The sequence below is a fragment of the Streptomyces sp. W1SF4 genome, from assembly GCF_003950035.1.
GTDB classification, from domain to species: Bacteria; Actinomycetota; Actinomycetes; order Streptomycetales; family Streptomycetaceae; genus Streptomyces; species Streptomyces racemochromogenes.
The window spans coordinates 2,955,012-2,977,500 of record NZ_CP034350.1; the positions used below are offsets into that span (position 1 = coordinate 2,955,012).

The 22,489-nt window shown below is 71.2% G+C and carries 15 protein-coding genes and 2 rRNA genes (1 of these 17 running past the window's edge); 7 read left to right on the top strand and 10 right to left on the bottom strand.

Features of this window, described 5'->3' with window-relative positions; translation table 11 throughout:
• Positions 1-149: 149 nt before the first annotated feature.
• Positions 150-599, bottom strand: coding sequence for an Rv3235 family protein (locus tag D1J60_RS13710; protein WP_241253256.1), 450 nt, complete (start codon positions 597-599; stop codon positions 150-152).
• Between the two features lie 1,568 nt (positions 600-2,167).
• Entirely contained in the window at positions 2,168-4,963 is a 2,796-nt protein-coding gene (secA, locus tag D1J60_RS13720) for a preprotein translocase subunit SecA (RefSeq protein WP_125594554.1), read from the bottom strand.
• Positions 4,964-5,189: 226 nt separating this feature from the next.
• Here secA and D1J60_RS13725 point away from each other — a divergent pair, with 226 nt between their 5' ends.
• Together D1J60_RS13725 and D1J60_RS13730 are read left to right on the top strand one after the other, a co-directional pair.
• Positions 5,190-5,780, top strand: coding sequence for a GNAT family N-acetyltransferase (locus D1J60_RS13725; protein ID WP_125594555.1), 591 nt, complete (start codon positions 5,190-5,192; stop codon positions 5,778-5,780).
• A gap of 9 nt (positions 5,781-5,789) precedes the next feature.
• Positions 5,790-6,956 carry a crosslink repair DNA glycosylase YcaQ family protein gene (locus tag D1J60_RS13730; RefSeq protein ID WP_125821293.1) on the top strand — a complete coding sequence of 389 codons (1,167 nt, stop codon included), beginning with the start codon at positions 5,790-5,792 and terminating at the stop codon, positions 6,954-6,956.
• A 33-nt stretch (positions 6,957-6,989) separates the two neighbouring features.
• Here D1J60_RS13730 and D1J60_RS13735 read toward each other — a convergent pair whose 3' ends face one another.
• The 6 genes from D1J60_RS13735 to mtrA all read right to left on the bottom strand — a co-directional run bounded on the left by D1J60_RS13735 (position 6,990) and on the right by mtrA (position 14,321).
• Positions 6,990-7,721 carry a response regulator transcription factor gene (locus D1J60_RS13735; protein WP_042800977.1) on the bottom strand — a complete coding sequence of 244 codons (732 nt, stop codon included), beginning with the start codon at positions 7,719-7,721 and terminating at the stop codon, positions 6,990-6,992.
• 186 nt (positions 7,722-7,907) lie between these two features.
• Positions 7,908-8,603: a ribosome-associated translation inhibitor RaiA gene (raiA, locus tag D1J60_RS13740; RefSeq protein WP_185899801.1), complete on the bottom strand. Its 696-nt coding sequence runs from the start codon at positions 8,601-8,603 to the stop codon at positions 7,908-7,910.
• 368 nt (positions 8,604-8,971) lie between these two features.
• Positions 8,972-9,718 (bottom strand): phosphoribosyltransferase family protein, encoded by a 747-nt coding sequence (locus D1J60_RS13745; RefSeq protein WP_125821294.1) that lies wholly within the window; start codon positions 9,716-9,718, stop codon positions 8,972-8,974.
• Positions 9,719-9,789: 71 nt separating this feature from the next.
• Positions 9,790-11,661, bottom strand: coding sequence for an LpqB family beta-propeller domain-containing protein (locus D1J60_RS13750; RefSeq protein ID WP_241253257.1), 1,872 nt, complete (start codon positions 11,659-11,661; stop codon positions 9,790-9,792).
• Positions 11,648-13,561, bottom strand: a complete 1,914-nt coding sequence (gene mtrB / locus D1J60_RS13755; RefSeq protein WP_125821295.1) for an MtrAB system histidine kinase MtrB — start codon at positions 13,559-13,561, stop codon at positions 11,648-11,650. Before mtrB ends, D1J60_RS13750 begins: the two co-directional genes overlap by 14 nt.
• 70 nt (positions 13,562-13,631) lie before the next feature.
• Positions 13,632-14,321 (bottom strand): two-component system response regulator MtrA, encoded by a 690-nt coding sequence (gene mtrA / locus D1J60_RS13760; RefSeq protein ID WP_007264442.1) that lies wholly within the window; start codon positions 14,319-14,321, stop codon positions 13,632-13,634.
• 252 nt (positions 14,322-14,573) lie between these two features.
• On the opposite strand from mtrA, the gene D1J60_RS13765 reads away from it, so the two are divergent.
• The 5 genes from D1J60_RS13765 to D1J60_RS13785 are packed head-to-tail and all read left to right on the top strand — an operon-like array spanning position 14,574 to position 19,998.
• The gene (locus D1J60_RS13765; protein WP_125821296.1) at positions 14,574-15,863 is read left to right on the top strand and encodes a hypothetical protein; all 1,290 of its coding nucleotides are present in this window, start codon (positions 14,574-14,576) and stop codon (positions 15,861-15,863) included.
• A gap of 7 nt (positions 15,864-15,870) precedes the next feature.
• A complete protein-coding gene (locus tag D1J60_RS13770) occupies positions 15,871-16,533 on the top strand; it encodes a DUF4129 domain-containing protein (protein WP_125821297.1) in 663 nt (220 codons plus the stop codon).
• On the top strand, positions 16,530-17,729 hold the full coding sequence (locus tag D1J60_RS13775) for a DUF4350 domain-containing protein (RefSeq protein WP_125821298.1): 1,200 nt from the start codon (positions 16,530-16,532) through the stop codon (positions 17,727-17,729). Before D1J60_RS13770 ends, D1J60_RS13775 begins: the two co-directional genes overlap by 4 nt.
• The gene (locus D1J60_RS13780) at positions 17,726-18,688 is read left to right on the top strand and encodes a MoxR family ATPase (protein ID WP_125821299.1); all 963 of its coding nucleotides are present in this window, start codon (positions 17,726-17,728) and stop codon (positions 18,686-18,688) included. The genes D1J60_RS13775 and D1J60_RS13780 overlap by 4 nt, the downstream gene beginning before the upstream one ends.
• Positions 18,688-19,998 carry a DUF58 domain-containing protein gene (locus tag D1J60_RS13785; RefSeq protein WP_125821300.1) on the top strand — a complete coding sequence of 437 codons (1,311 nt, stop codon included), beginning with the start codon at positions 18,688-18,690 and terminating at the stop codon, positions 19,996-19,998. The genes D1J60_RS13780 and D1J60_RS13785 overlap by 1 nt, the downstream gene beginning before the upstream one ends.
• 121 nt (positions 19,999-20,119) lie before the next feature.
• Here the strand turns inward: D1J60_RS13785 and rrf are convergent.
• Both rrf and D1J60_RS13795 read right to left on the bottom strand, forming a co-directional pair.
• Positions 20,120-20,236: ribosomal RNA gene (gene rrf / locus D1J60_RS13790) — 5S ribosomal RNA — on the bottom strand.
• 75 nt (positions 20,237-20,311) lie between these two features.
• A 23S ribosomal RNA gene (locus D1J60_RS13795) occupies positions 20,312-22,489 on the bottom strand; it runs 937 nt beyond the window's last position.

Genomic DNA, 22,489 nt, shown 5'->3' on the forward strand with positions numbered 1-22,489 from the left:
CGCCCCGCCGTCCCCCGGTGTCGCCCACCTGCCCACAGGGACGCCGGGCCGCGCCGGCCCCTACGGGCTGCGGGGCCCGGGGCTACAGCGCCGGCCCAGCCGTCCCTCGGCACCGGCAGCCCGCCGGCGGAACGCGTCCGCAGCCGCCGCTACTGCCGTGGGCCCTGGACCTCGACGGCCGCGCACCGCCAGCGTCGGTCGGGGCCCTGTTCCAGCCGGAACGCCATCGCCGAGACCCGGTCCCCGGTCGAGATCCGGGCGAAGGCCTCGATGACCCCGGGCCCGGGGTGGAAGCGCCCGCAGTGCCGCAGCACCGGCCGTAGCCGGTCACGCAGCGGGCCGTCGGGGGCGAGGGTGACCAGCTGCTCGTACGCCTCGCCCACCGTGAGGCCGAGCAACGAGTGGACGGGGCGCTGGCCGCTCAGCACCGCCAGCAGGCGCTCCGCGAACCAGTCGTGGGGGGCCAGCCTGCGCACCTGCCGGGGCACCCCCGCCGGACGGCGCTGGTCCCGCCGGCCGGCGGGCCGCGTCCGCCCCGCCCCGCCGGGCCTGCTGCGACTGCCCTCGCCGCCGACCGTGCCGCGCGTGATGGTGTCCATGGCGTTTCCCCCGATCAGACCGAGCCCGGCGGTACCAGGCGGTAACTTGATGCGGGTTTTCTACGGCCGCCGAACACCCTCCGCAACCGGCGCCGACCCCCCGGCCCCGACCCCGCCGAGGTTCACCTATCCGTGTGGCAACCCCCCGCCCCCCAGGCCCCCGAGCACCCCCACAACACCCCTCAGGTGGACGCCCAAAGCCCCCGCGGGAGGAACCCGATGGAGTACCCCCCGATCACCCTCTCGGCCCCACGCGGAGCCGGGGGCGGGGCGGGGGTGGGAGGAGCGGTATCCCCTCGGACGGTCTCAGAGAGGCGTGGGGGCTTCCCGTCAGTCCCATCGTCCTTCCGGTTCGGGCCGGTCCCTCAAGGGCGCTCCTTCGTCGCGTCACTTCGTGATCGCCTTCGGCGACCCTTGACCGACCGCCCCGAACCGGAAAGCCGAAAGACTGCCGGGAAACCCCCAAAGAAACGGGACGGTTCGGAGAAGGACGGACGGGTCTCTCAGGGATGAGGCGAGGGGCCGGGCGCCGGCCCGCCCGACATCCGGCCCCCACACCCGCGATCCGGACCAGGGGCGCGGCAACCCGCACCAAAGGTCGATCCGGGCGACCTGGGAAGCCCCCAGACGCGACAGATCGCTACGCGCTCCTCCCGTCTCAGCGTCCGACGACCGCCTATGGCTGATACCCGCACGAGAAGCCGATCAGAGCGGCTCATGGGGCACCCAGGCGCGTCAGTTCGCTACGCGCTTCTCTGATCTCGGCGGCCGGCCGCCGTCTTGAGCCGGTCGTCGGCCATACAGAAGACTCACGCGCCCCTTTTGACCCCGTATGGGGGCCTGTTGTGGGGTCGGATGGCTCTCTGTCGGAGTCTGCGGGTGAAAAAGACATCCGCAGACTCCGGCAAGCCGCCAAAGGCCCTGAGAGAGGGCGGATTCGACCTCCAAAGGGCTTCGTCCGCCCCTCTCGCGGCCCATCCCAGCCCCAGACGGCCGCCGGACGCCAAGCCGGGAGGAGCGCGTAGCGATCTCTCGCGCCCGTCCACTGCCTGGGCTGACCTGGTCGTCCTCTGGCGCGGGTATCAGCCACAGGCGGTCGTCGGACGCTGAGAAACGGGGAGCGCGTAGCGATCTGTCGCGCCTGTCGGCTCCCTGGGCTGTCCTGGTCGGCCTCTCGTGCGGGTGGTCGCGCCCCTGGCCCGGGATCACGGACGTGGGGGGCGGACGTCGGACGGGGCGGCGCCCGGCTCCTCGTCTCAGCGCTGAGGGACCCGCTCCTCCAAGGATCGTCCGTCCCGATTCTTTGGGGGTTTCCCGGCAGTCTTTCGGCTTTCCGGTTCGGGCCGGTCGGTCAAGGGTCGCCGAAGGCGATCGCGTAGCGACGCGACGAAGGAGCGCCCTTGAGGGACCGGCCCGAACCGGAAGGACGATGGGACTGACGGGAAGCCCCCAACCATCGATGAGACCGCCCAGCCGGGACCCCCCGCCCCCCAACCCCGCCGGGGCCGGACACCGCGTGGTGTCCGGCCCCGGCCGGGTGGGCTGCGGGCCTCGGGGCCCGGTGCGCGTTACTTCTTGCGGCGGCGGCCGCCCGAGGCCTTCTGGGCGCGGCGGCGTTCCGCGCGGGTCAGGCCGTCGCCGCCGGCGGCGTCGGAGTCGAAGTCGCCCTCGACCACGCCGCCCTCACCGTCGACCGTCGGGGCGGAGAAGTGCAGGCGGTCCGGGCGCTGCGGGGCGTCCAGGCCCTTGGCGCGGATCTCGGGGCGGGCCGACGGGACCGGCTCCTTGACCAGGGAAGGGGCCGCGTCCTGCACCGGGAGCTCCTCGACCTGCTGCTCGACCTGGACCTCCAGGTTGAACAGGTAGCCGACGGACTCCTCCTTGATGCCCTCCATCATGGCGTTGAACATGTCGAAGCCCTCGCGCTGGTACTCGACCAGCGGGTCCTTCTGGGCCATCGCGCGCAGGCCGATGCCCTCCTGGAGGTAGTCCATCTCGTAGAGGTGCTCGCGCCACTTGCGGTCGAGCACCGAGAGGACCACGCGGCGCTCCAGCTCGCGCATGACCTCCGACCCGAGGGCCTTCTCGCGCGCTCCGTACTGCTCGTGGATGTCGTCCTTGACGGACTCGGCGATGAACTCGGCGGTGATGCCCGCGCGGTCGCCGGCCGCCTCCTCCAGCTCCTCGACGGTGACCTTGATCGGGTAGAGCTGTCGGAAGGCGCCCCACAGCCGGTCGAGGTCCCACTCCTCGGCGAAGCCCTCGACGGTCTCGGCGGCGATGTAGGCGTCGATGGTGTCGTCCATGAAGAAGCGCACCTGCTCGTGCAGGTCCTCGCCCTCCAGGACGCGGCGGCGCTCGCCGTAGATGACCTCGCGCTGGCTGTTGAGGACCTCGTCGTACTTCAGGACGTTCTTGCGGGTCTCGAAGTTCTGGGTCTCGACCTGCGACTGCGCGGACGCGATGGCGCGGGTCACCATCTTGTTCTCGATCGGGACGTCGTCCGGCACGTTGGCCATGGACATGACCCGCTCGACCATCTGGGCCTTGAAGAGGCGCATCAGGTCGTCGCCCAGCGACAGGTAGAAGCGGGACTCGCCCGGGTCGCCCTGGCGGCCGGAGCGGCCGCGGAGCTGGTTGTCGATGCGGCGCGACTCGTGGCGCTCGGTGCCCAGGACGTACAGGCCGCCGAGCTCCTTGACCTCTTCGAACTCGGCCTTGACGGCCGCCTCGGCGCGGGCGAGGGCCTCGGGCAGGGCGTGCGCCCACTCCTCGATGTGCTCCTCCGGGTCGAGGCCGCGCTGGCGCAGCTCCGCCTCGGCGAGGTCGTCCGGGTTGCCGCCGAGCTTGATGTCGGTACCGCGGCCGGCCATGTTGGTGGCGACGGTGACGGCGCCGCGGCGGCCGGCCTGGGCGACGATCGTGGCCTCGCGCTCGTGCTGCTTGGCGTTGAGGACCTCGTGCGGGATGCCGCGCTTGGAGAGCTGCTGCGAGAGGTACTCGGACTTCTCGACCGAGGTGGTGCCGACGAGGATCGGCTGGCCCTTCTCGTGCTTCTCGGCGATGTCGTCGACGACGGCGGCGAACTTGGCGACCTCGGTCCGGTAGATGAGGTCGGGCTGGTCCTTGCGCTGCATGCCCCGGTTGGTGGGGATGGGGACGACGCCGAGCTTGTAGATCTGGTGGAACTCGGCGGCCTCGGTCATGGCCGTACCGGTCATGCCGGAGAGCTTCGAGTAGAGGCGGAAGAAGTTCTGCAGGGTGATCGTGGCGAGGGTCTGGTTCTCGTCCTTGATGTCCACCCCTTCCTTCGCCTCGATCGCCTGGTGCATGCCCTCGTTGTAGCGGCGGCCGGCGAGGATGCGGCCGGTGTGCTCGTCGACGATCATGACTTCGCCGTCGATGACGACGTAGTCCTTGTCGGCCTTGAAGAGCTCCTTGGCCTTGATCGCGTTGTTGAGGTAGCCGACGAGCGGGGTGTTGACCGACTCGTAGAGGTTGTCGATGCCGAGCCAGTCCTCGACCTTGGCGACGCCGGCCTCGTGGATGGCGACGGTGCGCTTCTTCTCGTCGACCTCGTAGTCGCCGGTCTCCTCGATGCCCTTGAGCGGGTTGCCGGCCTCGCCCTTGGTCAGGCGGGTGACGAGCTTGGCGAAGTCGGCGTACCACTTGGTGGCCTGGTCGGCCGGGCCGGAGATGATCAGCGGGGTGCGGGCCTCGTCGACGAGGATCGAGTCGACCTCGTCGACCACGGCGAAGTTGTGGCCGCGCTGCACCAGCTCGTCCTGCGACCACGCCATGTTGTCGCGCAGGTAGTCGAAGCCGAACTCGTTGTTCGTGCCGTACGTGATGTCGCACAGGTACTGCTCGCGGCGCTGGGCCGGCGACATGTTGGCCAGGATGCAGCCGACGCTCAGGCCCAGGAACTTGTGGACGCGGCCCATCATCTCGGAGTCGCGCTCGGCGAGGTAGTCGTTCACCGTGATCAGGTGGACGCCCTTGCCGGACAGCGCGTTCAGGTACGCGGGGAGCGTGCCGACGAGGGTCTTGCCCTCACCGGTCTTCATCTCGGCGACGTAGCCGAGGTGCAGCGCCGCGCCGCCCATGATCTGCACGTCGTAGTGCCGCTGGCCCAGGACGCGCTTGGCGGCCTCGCGGACGGTGGCGAAGGCCTCCGGCAGCAGGTCGTCCAGGCTCTCGCCGTCCTGGTAGCGCTGCTTGTACTCATCCGTGAGCGCGCGCAACTCGGCGTCGGAGAGGTTGACGAAGTCCTCTTCGATGGAGTTGACCTGGTCCGCGATGCGGTGCAGTTTGCGCAGGATCTTGCCTTCGCCTGCACGCATGAGCTTGTTGAAGACGGACACTGAGGCTGGTCTCCTTGCCGGTCGGGCCTGGGCACTTTACGTAGCCGGGCACGGCAGGTGGGCCCCACCGCAACGGCCATCGTAAGCGAGGACGTGGTCGCGTCGGGAGGTCCGCCGTGTCCGCAGGGCACGGGCGCCCGGAATGAGAACGTACGGGGGACGGATTCGGTGCCGGGGTGGACGAAAACCCCTCGCCCGGGTTACCCGGCGCGGCAACAATCCGTTCATGGAACCCGTCACCCTGGCCACCGAGCGCCTCCTGCTGCGCCCCTTCGCCCCCTCGGACACCGAGGAGGTGTACGCCGCCTGCCAGGACCCCGAGATCCAGCGGTGGACGCTCGTGCCCTCCCCGTACGAGCGGGCGCACGCCGAGGCGTGGGTCACGCACGTCTCGCGGAGCGCCTGGTGGGAGGACCGCGAGTACGGCTTCGCGGTGCGGCTCGGTGCGGAGGGCGCCGAGGGGCCGCTGGTGGCCGCGGTGGGGGTGCACGTGCGCGGCGCCCAGGGGTACGAGATCGGCTACTGGGCGGCGAAGGAGCACCGGGGCCGCGGCTACGTCGCCGAGGCGGTGGCCGGGGTCGCCCGGTGGCTGTTCACCGAGGTCGGGGCCGGCCGGCTGGAGTGGCGCGCCGCCGTGGGCAACGCGGCCTCCCGGGCCGCCGCCGAAAAGGCCGGGTTCCGCTTCGAGGGCACCCTGCGCGGCGCGCTCGACCACCGCGGCACCCTGCGCGACTGCTGGGTGGCCGGACTGCTGCCCTCGGACCTCGGCCTGCCCTCGCGGCTGCCGTACCTGCCCGCTGTCAGTGCCACCCCCTAGGGTCGCGGCATGACGACGCTCTCGCTGTCCGCCGACGAGGCCCGCCGGATCGCCCTGCGCGCGCAGGGGTTCCTGGGGGCGCCCGACCGCCGGGGCGGGGTCCGGGGGGTGCTGCGCCATCTGGGGGCGGTGCAGCTGGACACCATCTCGGTCCTGGCCCGCTCGCACGAACTGGTCCCGTACGCGCGTCTGGGCGCGGTGGGCCGGGACGTGGTGGAGAAGGCGTACTGGTCGGACAGCCACGCCTTCGAGTACTGGTCGCACGCGGCGTGCATCCTGCCGATCGAGGAGTGGCCGCACTTCGCCTTCCGCCGCCGGGCGCGGCGGGCGCGCGGCCACCGCTGGCACGTGCTGGAGGACAAGGAGCGTTCGACGCGGGCGGTGCTGGACCGGCTGAAGGCCGACGGTCCGCTGACCTCGTCCGAGCTGGGCGGCGCGAAGAACGGCGGCGAGTGGTTCGAGTGGTCCGAGACCAAGATCGCGGTGGAGTGGCTGCTCGACACCGGTGAGGTGGTGTGCTCCGAGCGGCGCGGCTGGAAGCGGGTCTACGACCTGGCCGAGCGGGCCGTCCCGGACGCGCTGCTCCATGACGACCTGGACGACGCCGAGTGCCTGCGCCGGCTGGTCGCGCTGGCCGGGCGGTCGCTGGGGGTCGGTACGCGCGCCGACATCGCCGACTACCACCGCCTCAAGGGCGAGCAGGTCGACGCGGTGATCGCGGACTCCGGGCTGGTGCCGGTGGAGGTCGAGGGCTGGGGGAAGCCCGCCTGGGCGGATCCGCAGGCGCTTCGGACGGCGCCGCTGGGCCGTCACCGTACGACCCTGCTGTCCCCGTTCGACTCGCTGGTCTGGGACCGGCCGCGGACGGAGCGGATCTTCGGGTTCACGCACCGGCTGGAGGCGTACGTGCCCAAGCCGCAGCGGATACACGGGTACTTCGCGATGCCGCTGCTGGCCGGCGGGCGGCTCCGGGGCCGGCTCGACCCGGCCCGTGAGGGCCGCACCCTGGTGGCCCGCCAGGTCTCCCTGACGGCGCCGGGGGCGGCGGGCGCGATGGCGCGGGCGCTGCGGGAGGCCGCGGAGTGGGTGGGCTGCGACGCGGTCCGCGTCGAGCGCGCGCAGTCCCCGGCGGAGGCGGCCGCGATCACCGCGGAGCTGGCGGCGCTGGGCGCCTAGGGGGCGGTGGGGACCCGGCCGGGGCGGACGCGGTCAGCGGATCTCCAGGATCTTCTCCCGCATCGCGTACACGACGGCTTCCATCCGGGAGTGCAGCTGGAGCTTCTCCAGGATGTTGCGGACGTGGTTCTTCACGGTGTTCTCGGAGATGAACAGCTGCTTGGCGATGTCCCGGTTGTTCATGCCCGTGGCCACCAGCTTGAGGACCTCGAGTTCCCGGTCCGTCAGCCGCGGCGCCGGGACCAGCCGGCGCTCGTCGGTGCGCTGGATCATCGACTTGAACTCGGTGAGCAGCTTCGACGCCATCGACGGGCTGATCTGGGACTGGCCGTCGGCGACCGCGCGGATCGCCGTCGCCACCTCGTCCGTCGAGATCTCCTTGAGGAGGTAGCCGGTGGCGCCCGCCTTGATCGCGTCGTAGAGGTCGGCTTCCTCGTCGCTGATCGTCAGCATGATGATCTTCGCGGAGGGGGCGACCTCCTTGATCGAGGTGCACGCCTCGATGCCGCCGCGCCGGGGCATCCGCACGTCCATCAGCACGATGTCGGGCAGCAGGTCGGCGGCCTTGTCCACGGCCTCCGCCCCGTCCCCGGCCTCGCCGACGACCTGGATGTCCTCCTCCTGGGCGAGGACGATCTCCAGCCCGCGCCGGAAGAGGGCGTGGTCGTCGACCACGAGCACCCGGATCGGCTCCCCGGCCGGGTCCTGCGCCCCATGACAGTCGGCGCCGTCGTCGTCGCGCGCCGGCCCGAAGCCGTCCGCCATCGTTCCTCCCCCTGCATGTGCTGAGCTGCTGGGCCAACCCGGCCGGGTCGGCCGCCGGTTGACTGCCCGACATGATTCCATGCCCGCGCTACGGGTCGGGGTGCTGGCGGAATCCGTATGGCTCATACGAGTCATACAGGTGCCCCTGCGGAACGCCTCGCGTTCCGCAGGGGCAATGGTTGAATTTCAGCCTCCGAGCGCGCCGCCCGCGCCCGCTCCCGAGGGCTCCGAGCTGGACGCCCCGTCGGGGTCCACGTGGATGACGCCGTAGTCGTAGGCGTGGCGCCGGTAGACGACGCTGGGCATCTTGGTCTCGGAGTCGACGAACAGATAGAAGTCGTGGCCGACCAGTTCCATTTCGTACAGAGCCTGGTCGAGCGACATCGGCCGGGCCGAGTGGGTCTTCTCGCGGACGATGAGCGGGCCTTCGCCCTGTACCTCCAGGGAACCGATCCGCTTGACCGGGACCCCTTCCTCCGTGTCCTCGTAGACCGGCTCGCCGTTGCTGTTGAGAGTCGCGACGCCGGCGACGTGGTCGGCGACCTCGGCCGCCGAGAGCCGTCCGGTGCCACGGCGGGTGAAGCGCTTGTCGTGCTGCTTGCGCAGCCGGGCCTCCAGCTTGTCCTGTGCCAGGTCGAGCGCCGCGTACGGGTCGGCGGCGGCGGCCTCCGCCCGGATCACCGGTCCCCGCGAGTGCAGGGTGATCTCCACGCGGTCGGAACGGTCGGCCTGGCGCGGGTTGTGCTCCTTGGACACCTCGACGTCCAAGCTGATCACCTTGGCGTCGAGCTTCTGGATCCGCTCCGGATTCAGCTTCTCGGCCACGTGCTTGCGGAACCGCTCGGGCACCTCGGTCTTGCGGCCCTTGACGACGATGTCCACGCAGAACTCCGTTCCCGGAGACCCCCGCTCTGGGCGGCGGAGCGTCTCCCTTTCGCACCAGGCTCCGGTGAACACCGGAGCCTCGGACTTGGCGACTTTCACCTCCTCCTCCCCCATCGGCAAGATCTACATCCCACCGACTTCGGAGTAGAGAGAGCCCCCCTCACAGGTACTGCACACGAAGATTCCAATAAACAGACGGACTGCTGCTCCGATACCCGGGGCCGAAGGTTCGCCAGTTCCTCACAACCGAACATATCTCTCAAAGCCGGTTGTCGGCACCCGCTACCGAAACGTACCTCCGATCAGGTGGGTCTTCCCTCTTACTACCTGCAACGATGCGCATTCCCCCGTGGTTCCAAATCTATTCACAAGATTTTTGCCCGGTCCGGGTTTCCGCCGTTCGGCGCGAAGGAACCCGCCGGAGCGGCGACCACTGCGGCAGCCTCCGCCCGCAGGCCCGCCATGCGCAAGGCCCTCGCCGCCTCCGCGAGCGTGGCTCCGGTCGTGATCACGTCGTCCACCAGCACGATCCGAGCCCCCGCCGCCAGCGCGGCCCCGCCCCGACGCACCTCCAGGGCCCCCGCCAGGTTCTCCTGCCGCTCCCGGGCCCCCAGGCCCGCCTGGTCCGCGACGGCCCGCCGCAGCCGCAGCACGGGCGCCACGCGCGCGGCCGCACCGGCCCCGCGCAGCCGCCCGGACGCGGCCAGGGCGATCCGCCGCGCCGGGTCGTGCCCGCGCGCCCGCACCGCCCGCCGCGCGGAGGGCACCGGCACCAGCACCAGCTCCGCCGCGCCCGCGGCCCGGCCGCCGACGGCACCCGTGCGGGCCACCGCCGCCGCCAGGGCCGTCCCGAGGGGACCGGCCAGGGGCAGCGCCCCGCGCTCCTTGTGCGCGAGCACGACCGCCCGTACGGCGTCCTCGTACCGGGCCCCCGCGTACACCGCGGGCAGCCCCGCCGGGCCCGCCCGCCGCGCCGCGGGACGCACCCGGCCCGCGCCCGTGCCGCTCAGGGCGTCCCGGCACGCCCCGCACAGCACCACGCGGGCGGCCCCGCAGCCGGCGCAGTCCACCGGCAGGACGAGGCCGGCCAGCTCCCGCCACCACTCCCGCACGCATCCACCCTGCCGTGCCGGACGCGGGCCCGCGACCCCTGTGGAAAACCGCCGCCGGAGCGCGCGGCCGCTCAGCCCGGGTAGACCGGCAGCCGGCCGCCCGCCGCGACCGTGCGCCACTGCGCGCCCGACGGCAGCCACACGATGCCGTCCTCGCCGAACCCGACCACCGGCTTGCCCTCGTCCTCCGAGGCCGCGATGGCGCTCAGCCCCGTCGCGCCGGGCAGGCTCGCGGCGACCATCGACCCGTCGGACAGCATGTAGCGGGCCTGGTCCACGCCGCCGCTCTCCCGGCCCACCACCAGCAGCCGGCCGCGCGGCGCCCAGCTCATCGCCGTCACCTCGGCCATCTGCGGGGCCGCCGGGCGCAGCTCGCGCACCGAGACCCGGGGGGAGTCCCCCTTGCCCTCGGGCCGTTCGATCCGCCCGATGAACAGGTTCTTGCGGGTGCTGTCCTTCTCCACCAGGAGCGCGATGCGCACCCCGTCCGAGGAGGCCTTCAGCCCGCTGATCCGCCCGCCGTCGAGCCCGGCGACGTCCACCTTCTGCGGGGTGCCGGTGCCGGCGGGCACCCGCCACAGGCCCTGCGTCTGCGGGTCGAGGTCGGCGATCCACAGGTCGCCCTGGGCGTCCCAGCTGGGCGCGGTGAGCTTCCCGGACCTGCTGGTCAGCAGCGGCTGCTGCGGCATGGGGCCCGCCGTCGTCAGCGTCACCACGAAGAGGTTGTGCCCGTCCTCGGAGACGACCGCGGCACGCTTCTCGTCGTACGTCACGGCCGCCGAACCCACCTTGAAACCGGCGGCGGTGGCCAGCGGGCCGGGGGCCGGCTCCGGCTTGTCCTGCTGCTGCTCGCTGTTGGCGTCGAGCATCATCCGGACGAGCCTGGCGTCCTTGTCCACGTAGTACTGGTGCTCCGGCGACGGCGGCCGGTTGGCGATGGCCGCCGCGGTCGAGCCGGTGACCCAGCACAGCGAGGACTTGCCGTCGGGCTTGAGCAGTTCGACGCGGTCCAGCTTGGAGGTCGTCAGGTCCCGGACGGTGTAGAGGAGTTGGGTGGCCATCTTCTGGCACTGCGGCTGGGCGACGTTCGAGGCGATGCCGTTGAGCGGGACGCGCAGCGTGTTCTGGCCGTCGTACGAGAGGGACTTGGTGCCCTCGCGCAGTTCGCTGCCGGTGGGGAACGCGGTGGAGACGACCGGGCCGAGCCACTTGGAGGGGCCGGTCAGCAGGGACTGAACGGTCTGCGTGGTCGGGTCCATGCGGGAGTCGGGGTCGGTGCGCTGGCGGACGTACACCGGGTCGGCGACGAGGGTGTTGCCGGAGAAGTAGTACTTGTTGACGGGCTTGTAGATGCGCTGGAAGTCGGACTCGCTCAGGACGAGGTTGCTGGGCGGGGTCGCGATCCGCCACTGCTTGTTGACCTGGACCAGCTGGAGGTACTCCTCGTAGCGTCCGCCGCCGCTCTCCGGCTGGTAGGCGCTGCGCTCGTCCACGGTCGCGAGCTTCTTGCCGTAGATCTTCCAGCGCGGTTCCTCGGACTCCTTGTCGCCCGGTGCGGGGACCCGGCCGAGGCCGGCGGAGAGGACGGTGACGGCCGAGCCGGGCCGCCAGCTCGCCGCGGCGCTCTGGGTGAGGTACTTGCGGGCCGTCGCCAGCTGGGGGTCGTCGCTGGTCATGGCTTCGAGGAAGCCGTCGACGATGTCGGCGGGGCTGGCCTTGTCGGCCGGCGGCACGCCGAAGACGCGGACCTGCGAGTCGACGCCCTGCGAGGCCTCCACCCGGCGGATCTCGCCGCGGTCGGGCATGGAGGCGCAGCCGCCGACCAGCAGGCCGACGGCGCCCAGGGCCAGCGCCACCAGGGTGGCGCGGGGTCGGCCGCCCGCCCGGGTCCGTTCGTTCCCTGCGCCCCGGCCGGCTGCCGCCGCCCGCTCAGCGTCCTCCACCGGATCCATCCTCCTGTGCTGCGCTCTGGTCGGCGGGCCTGGCCACGACGCGGGCGCCGTTGCCGGGCAGCGCCGTGGGGTCGGCGGGCACCGGCAGGGCGGTGGTGACCGCCGGCCTGGGCGGTATCGGGTCGCGGTCGGGGCGCTCGGCGCGCCCGTCGGGGTGGCCGCCGGTCCCGCCGGCGCCGCCCGTGCGCCCGGCGGCCTCCGCGGCGGCGCGGGCCCGGTTGCCGCGGGAGTCCTCGGGCTCCAGCGGGATCGGGGATCCGCGCAGGGGCTCGTCGGCGGTGCGGGGCAGGGTGAGGCGGAACTGGGAGCCGCCGCCGGGCTCGCCCCAGGCCTGGAGCCAGCCGCCGTGCAGGCGGGCGTCCTCGACGGCGATGGACAGGCCCAGGCCGGTGCCGCCGGTGGTGCGCGCCCGGGCGGGGTCGGCCCGCCAGAAGCGGTTGAAGACGCGGGTGGCCTCGCCGGGCTTGAGGCCGACGCCGTAGTCGCGGACGGCGACGGCGACGGCCCCGCCGGCCGAGGCGAGGCGGACCACCACGTCGCGGCCCTCGCCGTGCTCGACGGCGTTGACCACGAGGTTGCGCAGCACCCGCTCGACGCGGCGGGCGTCGGCCTCGGCTATGACGGGCTGGGTGTCGCCGAGGACGCGGATCCGGGTGCCCTTGTGCTCGGCCAGCGGTTCGGCGCCGTCGATGACGCGGCGTACGACGTCCCGCAGGTCGATGGGCTCGGCCTGGAGGTCGGCGGCGCCCGCGTCGAAGCGGCTGATCTCCAGCAGGTCGGAGAGGAGCGACTCGAAGCGGTCGAGCTGTCCGGCGAGCAGTTCGGCGGAGCGGGCGGTGACCGGGTCGAAGTCGACGCGGGCGTCGTGGATGACGTCGGCGGCCATGCGGACGGTCGTCAGCGGGGTGCGCAGCTCGTGCGAGACGTCCGAGACGAACCGGCGCTGCAGCCGGGACAGGTCCTCCAGCTGCTGGATCTTGTTCTGGAGGTTCTGCGCCATCTTGTTGAAGGCCTCGCCCAGACGGGCGATGTCGTCCTCGCCGGTGACCTTCATCCGCTCCTGGAGCCGTCCGGCCGAGAGCCGCTCGGCGACCCCGGCGGCCATCCGGACCGGAGTGACGACCTGGCGCACCACGAGCCAGGCGATGGCGCCGAGCAGCACGACCACGAACACCCCGGCCGTGGCGATGGTGACCTTGACCAGGTTGAGGGACTCCTCCTCCTGGGTGAGCGGGAAGAGGTAGTAGAGGTCGTACGGGTCGCCGTTGATGTCGGTGAGCCGCTTGCCGATGACCAGCGCGGGCTCCGGGAGCTTCTCCCCGGCTCCGGCGGTGTAGCGGATCTGCGAGAAGGTCTTGAAGGTGCCGGTGGCGTGGTTCACGGAGCGGCGCAGGGCGAGCGGGACGCTCGCGGTGGGGTCGACGTTGCCGGAGGCGCGGGCGCCCTTGACGCCCTGGGCGCCGGGGGCGGTCTGTTCGCCGGTGCCGGTGCCGGCGCCGAGGGCCACCACCTCGAAGGCGGTCTGGCCGCCGCTGGCGAGCTGTTTGACGAGCGAGTTCATCCAGGTGCTGGCGTCGCGGCCGACCTTGTTGTCGGTGGCGTCGGGGCCGTCGGCGGCGAAGGGCGTGTTGGCCTTCTCCTGTGCGACCGCGAACCCTCCGGCGGCCTGGCTCTGGGCGGCCTCCTCCTTGGCGTCGAGGAGTCCCTTGGAGACCTGGGCGATGACGACGAAGCCGAGCGCGAGGACCACGGCGAGCGACATCAGCAGGGTGGCGGCGACCACCCGGAGCTGGATGTTGCGCCGCCAGATGCGGACAGCCGGAAGCAGCGGCCGGCGCACGAGGCGTACGAACAGCCGCAGGAGGGGGCCGCCGGGTGCTCCGTCGGCCATGTGACGGAGCTGCCGGCCGCCCCGCAGGACTCCTCGCCGGGAGCCGCCCCGGGCCTTGCCGGGCGGCACCTCAGCTGGGTCCGGCCTTGTAGCCGACACCGCGCACCGTCACGACGATCTCGGGGCGCTCCGGATCCTTCTCGACCTTGGAGCGGAGCCGCTGCACGTGCACGTTGACCAGGCGGGTGTCCGCCGCGTGCCGGTAGCCCCAGACCTGCTCCAGCAGCACCTCGCGGGTGAAGACCTGCCAGGGCTTGCGGGCGAGCGCGACCAGCAGGTCGAACTCCAGCGGGGTGAGTGCGATGGAGGCGCCGTCGCGCTTGACCGAGTGGCCTGCGACGTCGATGACCAGGTCACCGATGACGAGCTGCTCGGGCGCGGGCTCCTCCGACCGGCGCAGGCGGGCCCGGATGCGGGCCACCAGCTCCTTCGGCTTGAACGGCTTGACGATGTAGTCGTCGGCGCCCGACTCCAGGCCGACCACGACGTCCACGGTGTCGCTCTTGGCGGTGAGCATGACAATAGGCACGCCCGACTCGGCCCGGATCAGCCTGCAGACCTCTATGCCGTCCCGTCCGGGCAGCATGAGGTCGAGCAGCACCAGGTCCGGCTTCGCCTCCCGGAAGGCAGCCAGTGCCTTGTCACCGTCCGCTACGAACGACGGCTCAAAACCTTCTCCACGCAGCACAATGCCGAGCATCTCGGCCAGCGCGGTGTCGTCGTCGACGACAAGGACGCGTCCCTTCATGGTTGACATCATCCCATTAGCTAATCGTTACCCGGCGGTGAGCTGCCCCACAGCCAAAAGGGCTGGAAATCGCCCCTCGGACCTGCGTGGAGATCAGGACGACCAGTCTGCCCCGGATCCGAGCGACAATTGAAGGGCGGGAGCGGCGCGCGATCCGGGGGCAGCCGGTGATCCGGGGACGGCCCGACCGATCCGAGCGCCCCCATGGCACGATGGCAGCCGACCAGCGCGCCCGCCACGGCAGGTGCACGTGAAGGAGCGACGATGACTGACTCTCCGGGCTGGGCCGCGCCCGGATCCCCGTCCGACGGCCAGGGCTCCGACGCCGACCGGCCGGCCGCTCAGCCCACCGGCACGGGGAACGACACCGGCACCGGCACCACCTCCGGCGAGGGCACCACGCCCGCACAGGCCCCCGGCCCCACCGCCGACGCGAAGTGGTCCGCAGCACAGCCGCCGCCCGGACAGTGGACCAGCCCCGCCACCGGCCCCACCCCGCAGCCCGCCGCCCCTCCCGCACCCCAGGCGCCCGCCGCCGGCTGGGGCACCCGCCCCGGCAGCCCCTACCAGTACCCCGGCGGCTGGGGCAGCACCCCGCCCGCCGCCAAGCCCGGCATCATCCCCCTGCGCCCCCTCGGCCTCGGCGAGATCCTCGACGGCGCCGTCGGCACCCTGCGCGGCCACTGGCGCTCCGTCCTCACCATCAGCCTCGTCGTCGCCGCCCTCTCCCAGGTCGCCCTGCTGGCCATCCAGCGCACCTGGCTGAACGACCTCCCCACCGCCGACGAGAACCTCACCCCCTCCCAGGCCGTCAAGCTCATGGGCGACACCGCCGTCGTCTACGCCACCCAGTACTTCCTGGAACTCCTCGGGCTGATCCTCGTCACCGCCCTGCTCGCACCCGTCGTCAGCCGCGCGGTCCTCGGCCAGGCCTCCACCCCCTCCGACACCCTCAAGGCCGTACGACCCCTCGCCCCGCGCATGCTCGCCCTGACCGGCCTGCTGCTCCTGGGCGCCGTCGCCGCCCTCCTCCTCCCGGCCCTCCCCGGCATCCTCACCGGCAGCGCCGCCCTCACCGCCCTCGGCATCCCCGTCGGCTTCGTCCTCCTCGCCTGGTTCTACGTCACCTTCGTGCTGGCCCCGCCCGCACTGATGCTGGAACGCGGCTCGGCCGCCGCCGCCCTCAAGCGGTCCGCGAAGCTGGTCAGGGGCTCCTGGTGGCGGATCTTCGGCATCAGCCTGCTCATCTGGCTGATCCGCACCATCACCGCCATGGTCATCGTCATGCCCTTCGCCGGCATCGCCCTGCTCGTGTCCCCCGAGGGCCTCTCCGGCCTGCTGGACGGCACCGCCGCCCTCAGCTGGAGCTTCCTCCTCATCAGCGCCATCGGCGGCGTCGTCGCGGCCACCGTCACCGTCCCGATGCAGACGGGCGTCACCACCCTCCTCTACATCGACCAGCGCATCCGCCGCGAAGCCCTCGACCTGGAGCTCGCCCGCGCCGCCGGCCTCCACGGCTACGGCACCCCCACCGCCGAACGACCCGGAGGCTGACACGCCGATGAGCACGGGGGGACTCATCACCACCGCCGCAGGCGACACACCACCACTGACCACCCCGCGCGACGCCGCCCGCGAGGCGGCCGAACGCGAGCTGGCCAAGCCCGCCTACCACCAGGACGAGCCCGGGCTGCTCCAGCGCGCCCTGGACCGCTTCTGGGACTGGCTGGGCGACTTCCTCGACCGCGCCTCCGGAGCCACCCCCGGCGGCTGGGCCGGCCTCCTCACCATCGCCGTACTGGTCCTCCTCGTCATCGCCGCCCTCTGGTGGCGCCTCGGCACCCCCCGCCGCACCCCCACCGGCACCGCCGCCCTCTTCGACGAAGGCCCCCGCAGCGCCGCCGACCACCGCACCACCGCCGACGCCCACGCCGCCGCCGGCCGCTGGAACGAAGCCGTCCAGGAACGCATGCGCGCCCTCGTCCGCGCCCTGGAGGAACGCACCCTCCTCGACCCCCGCCCCGGCCGCACCGCCGACGAGGCCGCCGCCGAAGCCGCGCTCAGCCTCCCCGCACACGCCGCCGGCCTCCACGCCGCCGCCCGCACCTTCGACGACGTCACCTACGGCGGCCGCACCGCCGACGCCGACGCCTACGCCCGCCTGCGCACCCTCGACCTCACCCTGGAACGCACCAAGCCGCTCCTGACGGGACCCGCCGCATGACCGGCCCCAGCGCCCCCGCCCCCACCTCCACCACCCCCACCGGCCCCCAGCGCTGGGCCCGCGCCCGCGGCCTCCTCCTCGCCCTCGGCATCCTCCTCGCCGCCGCCGTCACCCTCGCCGCCCTCCAGACCGGGGACCACCACGGCCGCCTCGACCCCCGCTCCGCCGACCGCGACGGCAGCCGCGCCCTCGCCCAGCTCCTGCGGGAACGCGGCGTCACCACCCGCGTCGTCACCAGCGCCGAAGAAGCCGCCGCCGCGACCGGCCCCCGCACCACCCTCCTCGTCACCGACCCCGACCTGCTCGGCGAACCCCAGCGACGCGCCATCCGCTCCGCCATCGACCTCTCCGGCGGCCGCACCGTCCTCATCGCCCCCACCAGCCTCAGCCTCCCCGACCTGGCCCCCGCCACCCACACGAAGTCCTTCGCCCACCGCGACGACCTCGACCCCGGCTGCGCCCTCCCCGCCGCCACCACCGCCGGCCGCGCCGGCACCGGCGACGGCCTCCGCTACACCACCACCCACCCCGCAGCCACCGCCTGCTACCCCAGCGACGGCCACCCCACCCTCCTCGTACTCCCCAGCACCACCAAGGGCGGCGACACCGTCCTCCTCGGCTCCGAACGCCCCCTGCTCAACCAGCACCTCGCCGAACAGGGCAACGCCTCCCTCGCCCTCCAGCTCCTCGGCTCCCGCCCCGACCTCGTCTGGTACCTCCCCACCCTCGCGGACATGCCCGCCGACACCCCCGCCGACGAGAAGAGCCTCCTCGACCTCGTCCCCTCCGGCTGGCTCTGGGCCCTGCTCCAGCTCTTCGCGGCCGCCACCCTCGCCGCCCTCTGGCGCGCCCGCCGGCTCGGCCCCCTCGTCACCGAGAACCTCCCCGTCGCCATCCGCGCCTCCGAGACCACCGAGGGCCGCGCCCGCCTCTACCGCAAGACCTCCGCCCGCGACCGCGCCGCCACCGTCCTGCGCGCCGCCGCCCGCGAACGCCTCGCCGCACTGGTCGGCGTACCACCCGCCCAGGCCCACGACCCCGCCACCCTGGTCCCCGCCGTAGCCGCCCGCCGGCCCCACGCCACCGGACCCGACCCGGCCACCACCCTCTTCGGCACCACCCCCGCCGACGACGCGGCACTCGTCGCGCTCGCCGACCACCTCGACGCCCTCGAAAGAGAGGTCCGCACCTCATGACGGCCACCACGGACAGCGCCCGCTCCTCCCTGGAAGCGCTCCGCACCGAAATCTCCAAGGCCGTGGTCGGCCAGGACTCCGCCGTCACCGGACTCGTCGTCGCACTCCTGTGCCGCGGCCACGTCCTCCTCGAAGGCGTCCCCGGCGTCGCCAAGACCCTCCTCGTCCGCGCCCTCGCCGCCTCCCTCGAACTCGACACCAAACGCGTCCAGTTCACCCCCGACCTGATGCCCAGCGACGTCACCGGCTCCCTCGTCTACGACGCCCGCACCGCCGAGTTCTCCTTCCAGGACGGCCCCGTCTTCACCAACCTCCTCCTCGCCGACGAGATCAACCGCACGCCCCCCAAGACCCAGTCCTCCCTCCTGGAAGCCATGGAGGAACGCCAGGTCACCGTCGACGGCACCCCCCGCCGGCTCCCCGACCCCTTCCTCGTAGCCGCCACCATGAACCCCGTCGAATACGAGGGCACCTACCCCCTCCCCGAAGCCCAGCTCGACCGGTTCCTCCTCAAACTGACCGTCCCCCTCCCCTCCCGCGAAGACGAGATCGGCGTCCTCACCCGGCACGCCGCCGGCTTCGACCCCCGCGACCTGCACGCCGCCGGCATCCGCCCCGTCGCAGGCGCCCGCGAACTCGAAGCCGCCCGCAAGGCCGTCGAGAACACCACCGTCTCCCCCGAGATCGCCGCCTACGTCGTCGACCTCTGCCGCGCCACCCGCGAATCGCCCTCCCTCACCCTCGGCGTCTCCCCCCGCGGCGCGACCGCCCTCCTCGCCACCTCCCGCGCCTGGGCCTGGCTCACCGGCCGCGACTACGTCACCCCCGACGACGTCAAGGCCCTCGCCCTGCCCACCCTCCGCCACCGCGTACAGCTGCGCCCCGAAGCCGAGATGGAAGGCGTCACCGCCGACTCCGTCATCTCCGCGATCCTCACCCACGTCCCCGTCCCCCGCTGATGGCCCTCACCGGACGCGCCGCCCTCCTCGCGGCCCTCGGCAGCCTCCCCGTAGGCCTCCTCGAACCCAGCTGGACGGGCCTCCTCGCCGTCAACGGCACCATCGGCCTGGCCTGCGCCGCCGACTACGCCCTCGCCGCCCCCGTACGCGCCCTGCGACTCACCCGAACGGGTGCCACCACGGTCCGCCTCGGCGACACCGCCGACGTCGGCCTCACCATCACCAACCCCGGCACCCGCACGCTGCGGGCCCGCATCCGCGACGCCTGGCCCCCCAGCAGCTGGCACCCCGGCACCGAAACCGACGCCTCCCGCCACACCCTGACCGTCCCCGCCGGCGAACGCCGCCGCCTCACCACCCGCCTGCGCCCCACCCGGCGCGGCGACCGCAAGGCCGCACTCGTCACCGTCCGCTCGTACGGCCCGCTCGGCCTGTGCGCCCGCCAGGGCAACCACGACGTCCCCTGGACGGTCCGCGTCCTGCCGCCCTTCACCAGCCGCAAGCACCTCCCGTCCCGCCTCGCGCGCCTGCGCGAACTCGACGGCCGCACCAGCCTGCTGACCCGCGGCGAGGGCACCGAGTTCGACAGCCTCCGCGACTACGTACCCGGCGACGACACCCGCTCCATCGACTGGCGCGCCACCGCCCGCCAGCACAAGGTCGCCGTCCGCACCTGGCGCCCCGAACGCGACCGCCACATCCTGATCTGCCTCGACACCGGACGCACCTCGGCCGGACGCGTCGGCGACGCCCCCCGCCTGGACTCCGCCATGGACGCCGCCCTCCTCCTGACCGCCCTGGCCACCCGCGCCGGCGACCGCGTCGACCTCCTGGCCCACGACCGCCGCCCCCGCGCCCAGGTCCAGGCCCGCTCGGCCGCCGACACCCTCCCGGCCTTCGTCGACGCCATGGCCGGCCTCGAACCCGAACTGGTCGAGACGGACGCCCGCACCCTCGTCTCCACCATCCTGCGCAGCGCCCCGCGCCGCTCCCTGGTGGTCCTCCTGACGAGCCTGGACGCGGCCCCCGTCGAAGAGGGCCTCCTCCCACTCCTCCCGCGGCTCACCCAGCGCCACACGGTCGTCCTGGCCTCCGTGGCCGACCCCCACATCGCCGCCATGGCCGAGGCCCGCGGCTCCCTGGACTCCGTCTACGAGGCCGCCGCGGCCACCCAGACCCAGTCCCAGCGCCGCCGCACCGCCGACCAGCTCACCCGCCACGGCGTCCACGTCGTCGACGCCACCCCCGACACCCTGGCCCCCGCCCTGGCCGACACCTACCTCGCCCTGAAGGCAGCGGGCCGGCTCTAGGGGTTACCCGAAGGGCCCGTTCGGGGACACCGTCACCGCCGGCCGCTGCCGGAGCTGCAAAACGGCCCGTAAACGCAGAAAAGCCCCGCACCAGAAGGTGCGGGGCTTTCCCACAATGATTGTTCGGCGGCGTCCTACTCTCCCACAGGGTCCCCCCTGCAGTACCATCGGCGCTGAAAGGCTTAGCTTCCGGGTTCGGAATGTAACCGGGCGTTTCCCTAACGCTATGACCACCGAAACACTATGAAGTTTGAACTCCAGCCGGCAAGGCGAGTTCGTTACTTCAGAACTAACACAGTGGACGCGAGCAACTGAGGACAAGCCCTCGGCCTATTAGTACCAGTCAGCTCCACCCGTTACCGGGCTTCCACATCTGGCCTATCAACCCAGTCGTCTACTGGGAGCCTTACCCTCTCAAGGAGGTGGGAATACTCATCTTGAAGCAGGCTTCCCGCTTAGATGCTTTCAGCGGTTATCCCTCCCGAACGTAGCCAACCAGCCATGCCCTTGGCAGGACAACTGGCACACCAGAGGTTCGTCCGTCCCGGTCCTCTCGTACTAGGGACAGCCCTTCTCAATATTCCTACGCGCACAGCGGATAGGGACCGAACTGTCTCACGACGTTCTAAACCCAGCTCGCGTACCGCTTTAATGGGCGAACAGCCCAACCCTTGGGACCGACTCCAGCCCCAGGATGCGACGAGCCGACATCGAGGTGCCAAACCATCCCGTCGATATGGACTCTTGGGGAAGATCAGCCTGTTATCCCCGGGGTACCTTTTATCCGTTGAGCGACGGCGCTTCCACAAGCCACCGCCGGATCACTAGTCCCGACTTTCGTCCCTGCTCGACCCGTCGGTCTCACAGTCAAGCTCCCTTGTGCACTTACACTCAACACCTGATTGCCAACCAGGCTGAGGGAACCTTTGGGCGCCTCCGTTACCCTTTGGGAGGCAACCGCCCCAGTTAAACTACCCATCAGACACTGTCCCTGATCCGGATCACGGACCGAGGTTAGACATCCAGCACGACCAGAGTGGTATTTCAACGGCGACTCCACAACCACTGGCGTGGCTGCTTCAAAGTCTCCCACCTATCCTACACAAGCCGAACCGAACACCAATATCAAACTGTAGTAAAGGTCCCGGGGTCTTTCCGTCCTGCTGCGCGAAACGAGCATCTTTACTCGTAGTGCAATTTCACCGGGCCTATGGTTGAGACAGTCGAGAAGTCGTTACGCCATTCGTGCAGGTCGGAACTTACCCGACAAGGAATTTCGCTACCTTAGGATGGTTATAGTTACCACCGCCGTTTACTGGCGCTTAAGTTCTCAGCTTCGCAACCCCGAAAGGTCACTAACCGGTCCCCTTAACGTTCCAGCACCGGGCAGGCGTCAGTCCGTATACATCGCCTTACGGCTTCGCACGGACCTGTGTTTTTAGTAAACAGTCGCTTCTCGCTGGTCTCTGCGGCCACCCCCAGCTCAGAGAGCAAGTCTCATCACCAGGAATGGCCCCCCTTCTCCCGAAGTTACGGGGGCATTTTGCCGAGTTCCTTAACCATAGTTCACCCGAACGCCTCGGTATTCTCTACCTGACCACCTGAGTCGGTTTAGGGTACGGGCCGCCATGAAACTCGCTAGAGGCTTTTCTCGACAGCATAGGATCATCCACTTCACCACAATCGGCTCGGCATCAGGTCTCAGCCTTAACGTGTGACGGATTTGCCTACCACACGGCCTACACCCTTACCCCGGGACAACCACCGCCCGGGCTGGACTACCTTCCTGCGTCACCCCATCGCTTACCTACTACCACCTTGGATCGCCGGCTCCACCACTTTCCATTCCCCGAAGGGTCCGGAACGGCTTCACGGGCTTAGCATCAGAGGATTCGATATTGGGCGTTTCAAAGCGGGTACCGGAATATCAACCGGTTGTCCATCGACTACGCCTGTCGGCCTCGCCTTAGGTCCCGACTTACCCTGGGCAGATCAGCTTGACCCAGGAACCCTTAGTCAATCGGCGCACACGTTTCTCACGTGTGTATCGCTACTCATGCCTGCATTCTCACTCGTGAACCGTCCACAACTAGCTTCCGCTGCTGCTTCACCCGGCACACGACGCTCCCCTACCCATCACAGCGGGCGTTGGCCCTATTGCTGCAATGACACGACTTCGGCGGTACGCTTGAGCCCCGCTACATTGTCGGCGCGGAATCACTTGACCAGTGAGCTATTACGCACTCTTTCAAGGGTGGCTGCTTCTAAGCCAACCTCCTGGTTGTCTCTGCGACTCCACATCCTTTCCCACTTAGCGTACGCTTAGGGGCCTTAGTCGATGCTCTGGGCTGTTTCCCTCTCGACCATGGAGCTTATCCCCCACAGTCTCACTGCCGTGCTCTCACTTACCGGCATTCGGAGTTTGGCTAAGGTCAGTAACCCGGTAGGGCCCATCGCCTATCCAGTGCTCTACCTCCGGCAAGAAACACAC

Coding starts and splice junctions, on each gene's coding strand:
- D1J60_RS13770 (WP_125821297.1), top strand. CDS start 15,871: ATGAGCACGGGGGGACTCATCACCACCGCCGCAGGCGACACACCACCA.
- mtrB (WP_125821295.1), bottom strand. CDS start 13,561: ATGGCCGACGGAGCACCCGGCGGCCCCCTCCTGCGGCTGTTCGTACGC.
- D1J60_RS13710 (WP_241253256.1), bottom strand. CDS start 599: ATGGACACCATCACGCGCGGCACGGTCGGCGGCGAGGGCAGTCGCAGC.
- D1J60_RS13775 (WP_125821298.1), top strand. CDS start 16,530: ATGACCGGCCCCAGCGCCCCCGCCCCCACCTCCACCACCCCCACCGGC.
- D1J60_RS13725 (WP_125594555.1), top strand. CDS start 5,190: ATGGAACCCGTCACCCTGGCCACCGAGCGCCTCCTGCTGCGCCCCTTC.
- D1J60_RS13780 (WP_125821299.1), top strand. CDS start 17,726: ATGACGGCCACCACGGACAGCGCCCGCTCCTCCCTGGAAGCGCTCCGC.
- D1J60_RS13730 (WP_125821293.1), top strand. CDS start 5,790: ATGACGACGCTCTCGCTGTCCGCCGACGAGGCCCGCCGGATCGCCCTG.
- D1J60_RS13765 (WP_125821296.1), top strand. CDS start 14,574: ATGACTGACTCTCCGGGCTGGGCCGCGCCCGGATCCCCGTCCGACGGC.
- D1J60_RS13785 (WP_125821300.1), top strand. CDS start 18,688: ATGGCCCTCACCGGACGCGCCGCCCTCCTCGCGGCCCTCGGCAGCCTC.
- D1J60_RS13735 (WP_042800977.1), bottom strand. CDS start 7,721: ATGGCGGACGGCTTCGGGCCGGCGCGCGACGACGACGGCGCCGACTGT.
- mtrA (WP_007264442.1), bottom strand. CDS start 14,321: ATGATGTCAACCATGAAGGGACGCGTCCTTGTCGTCGACGACGACACC.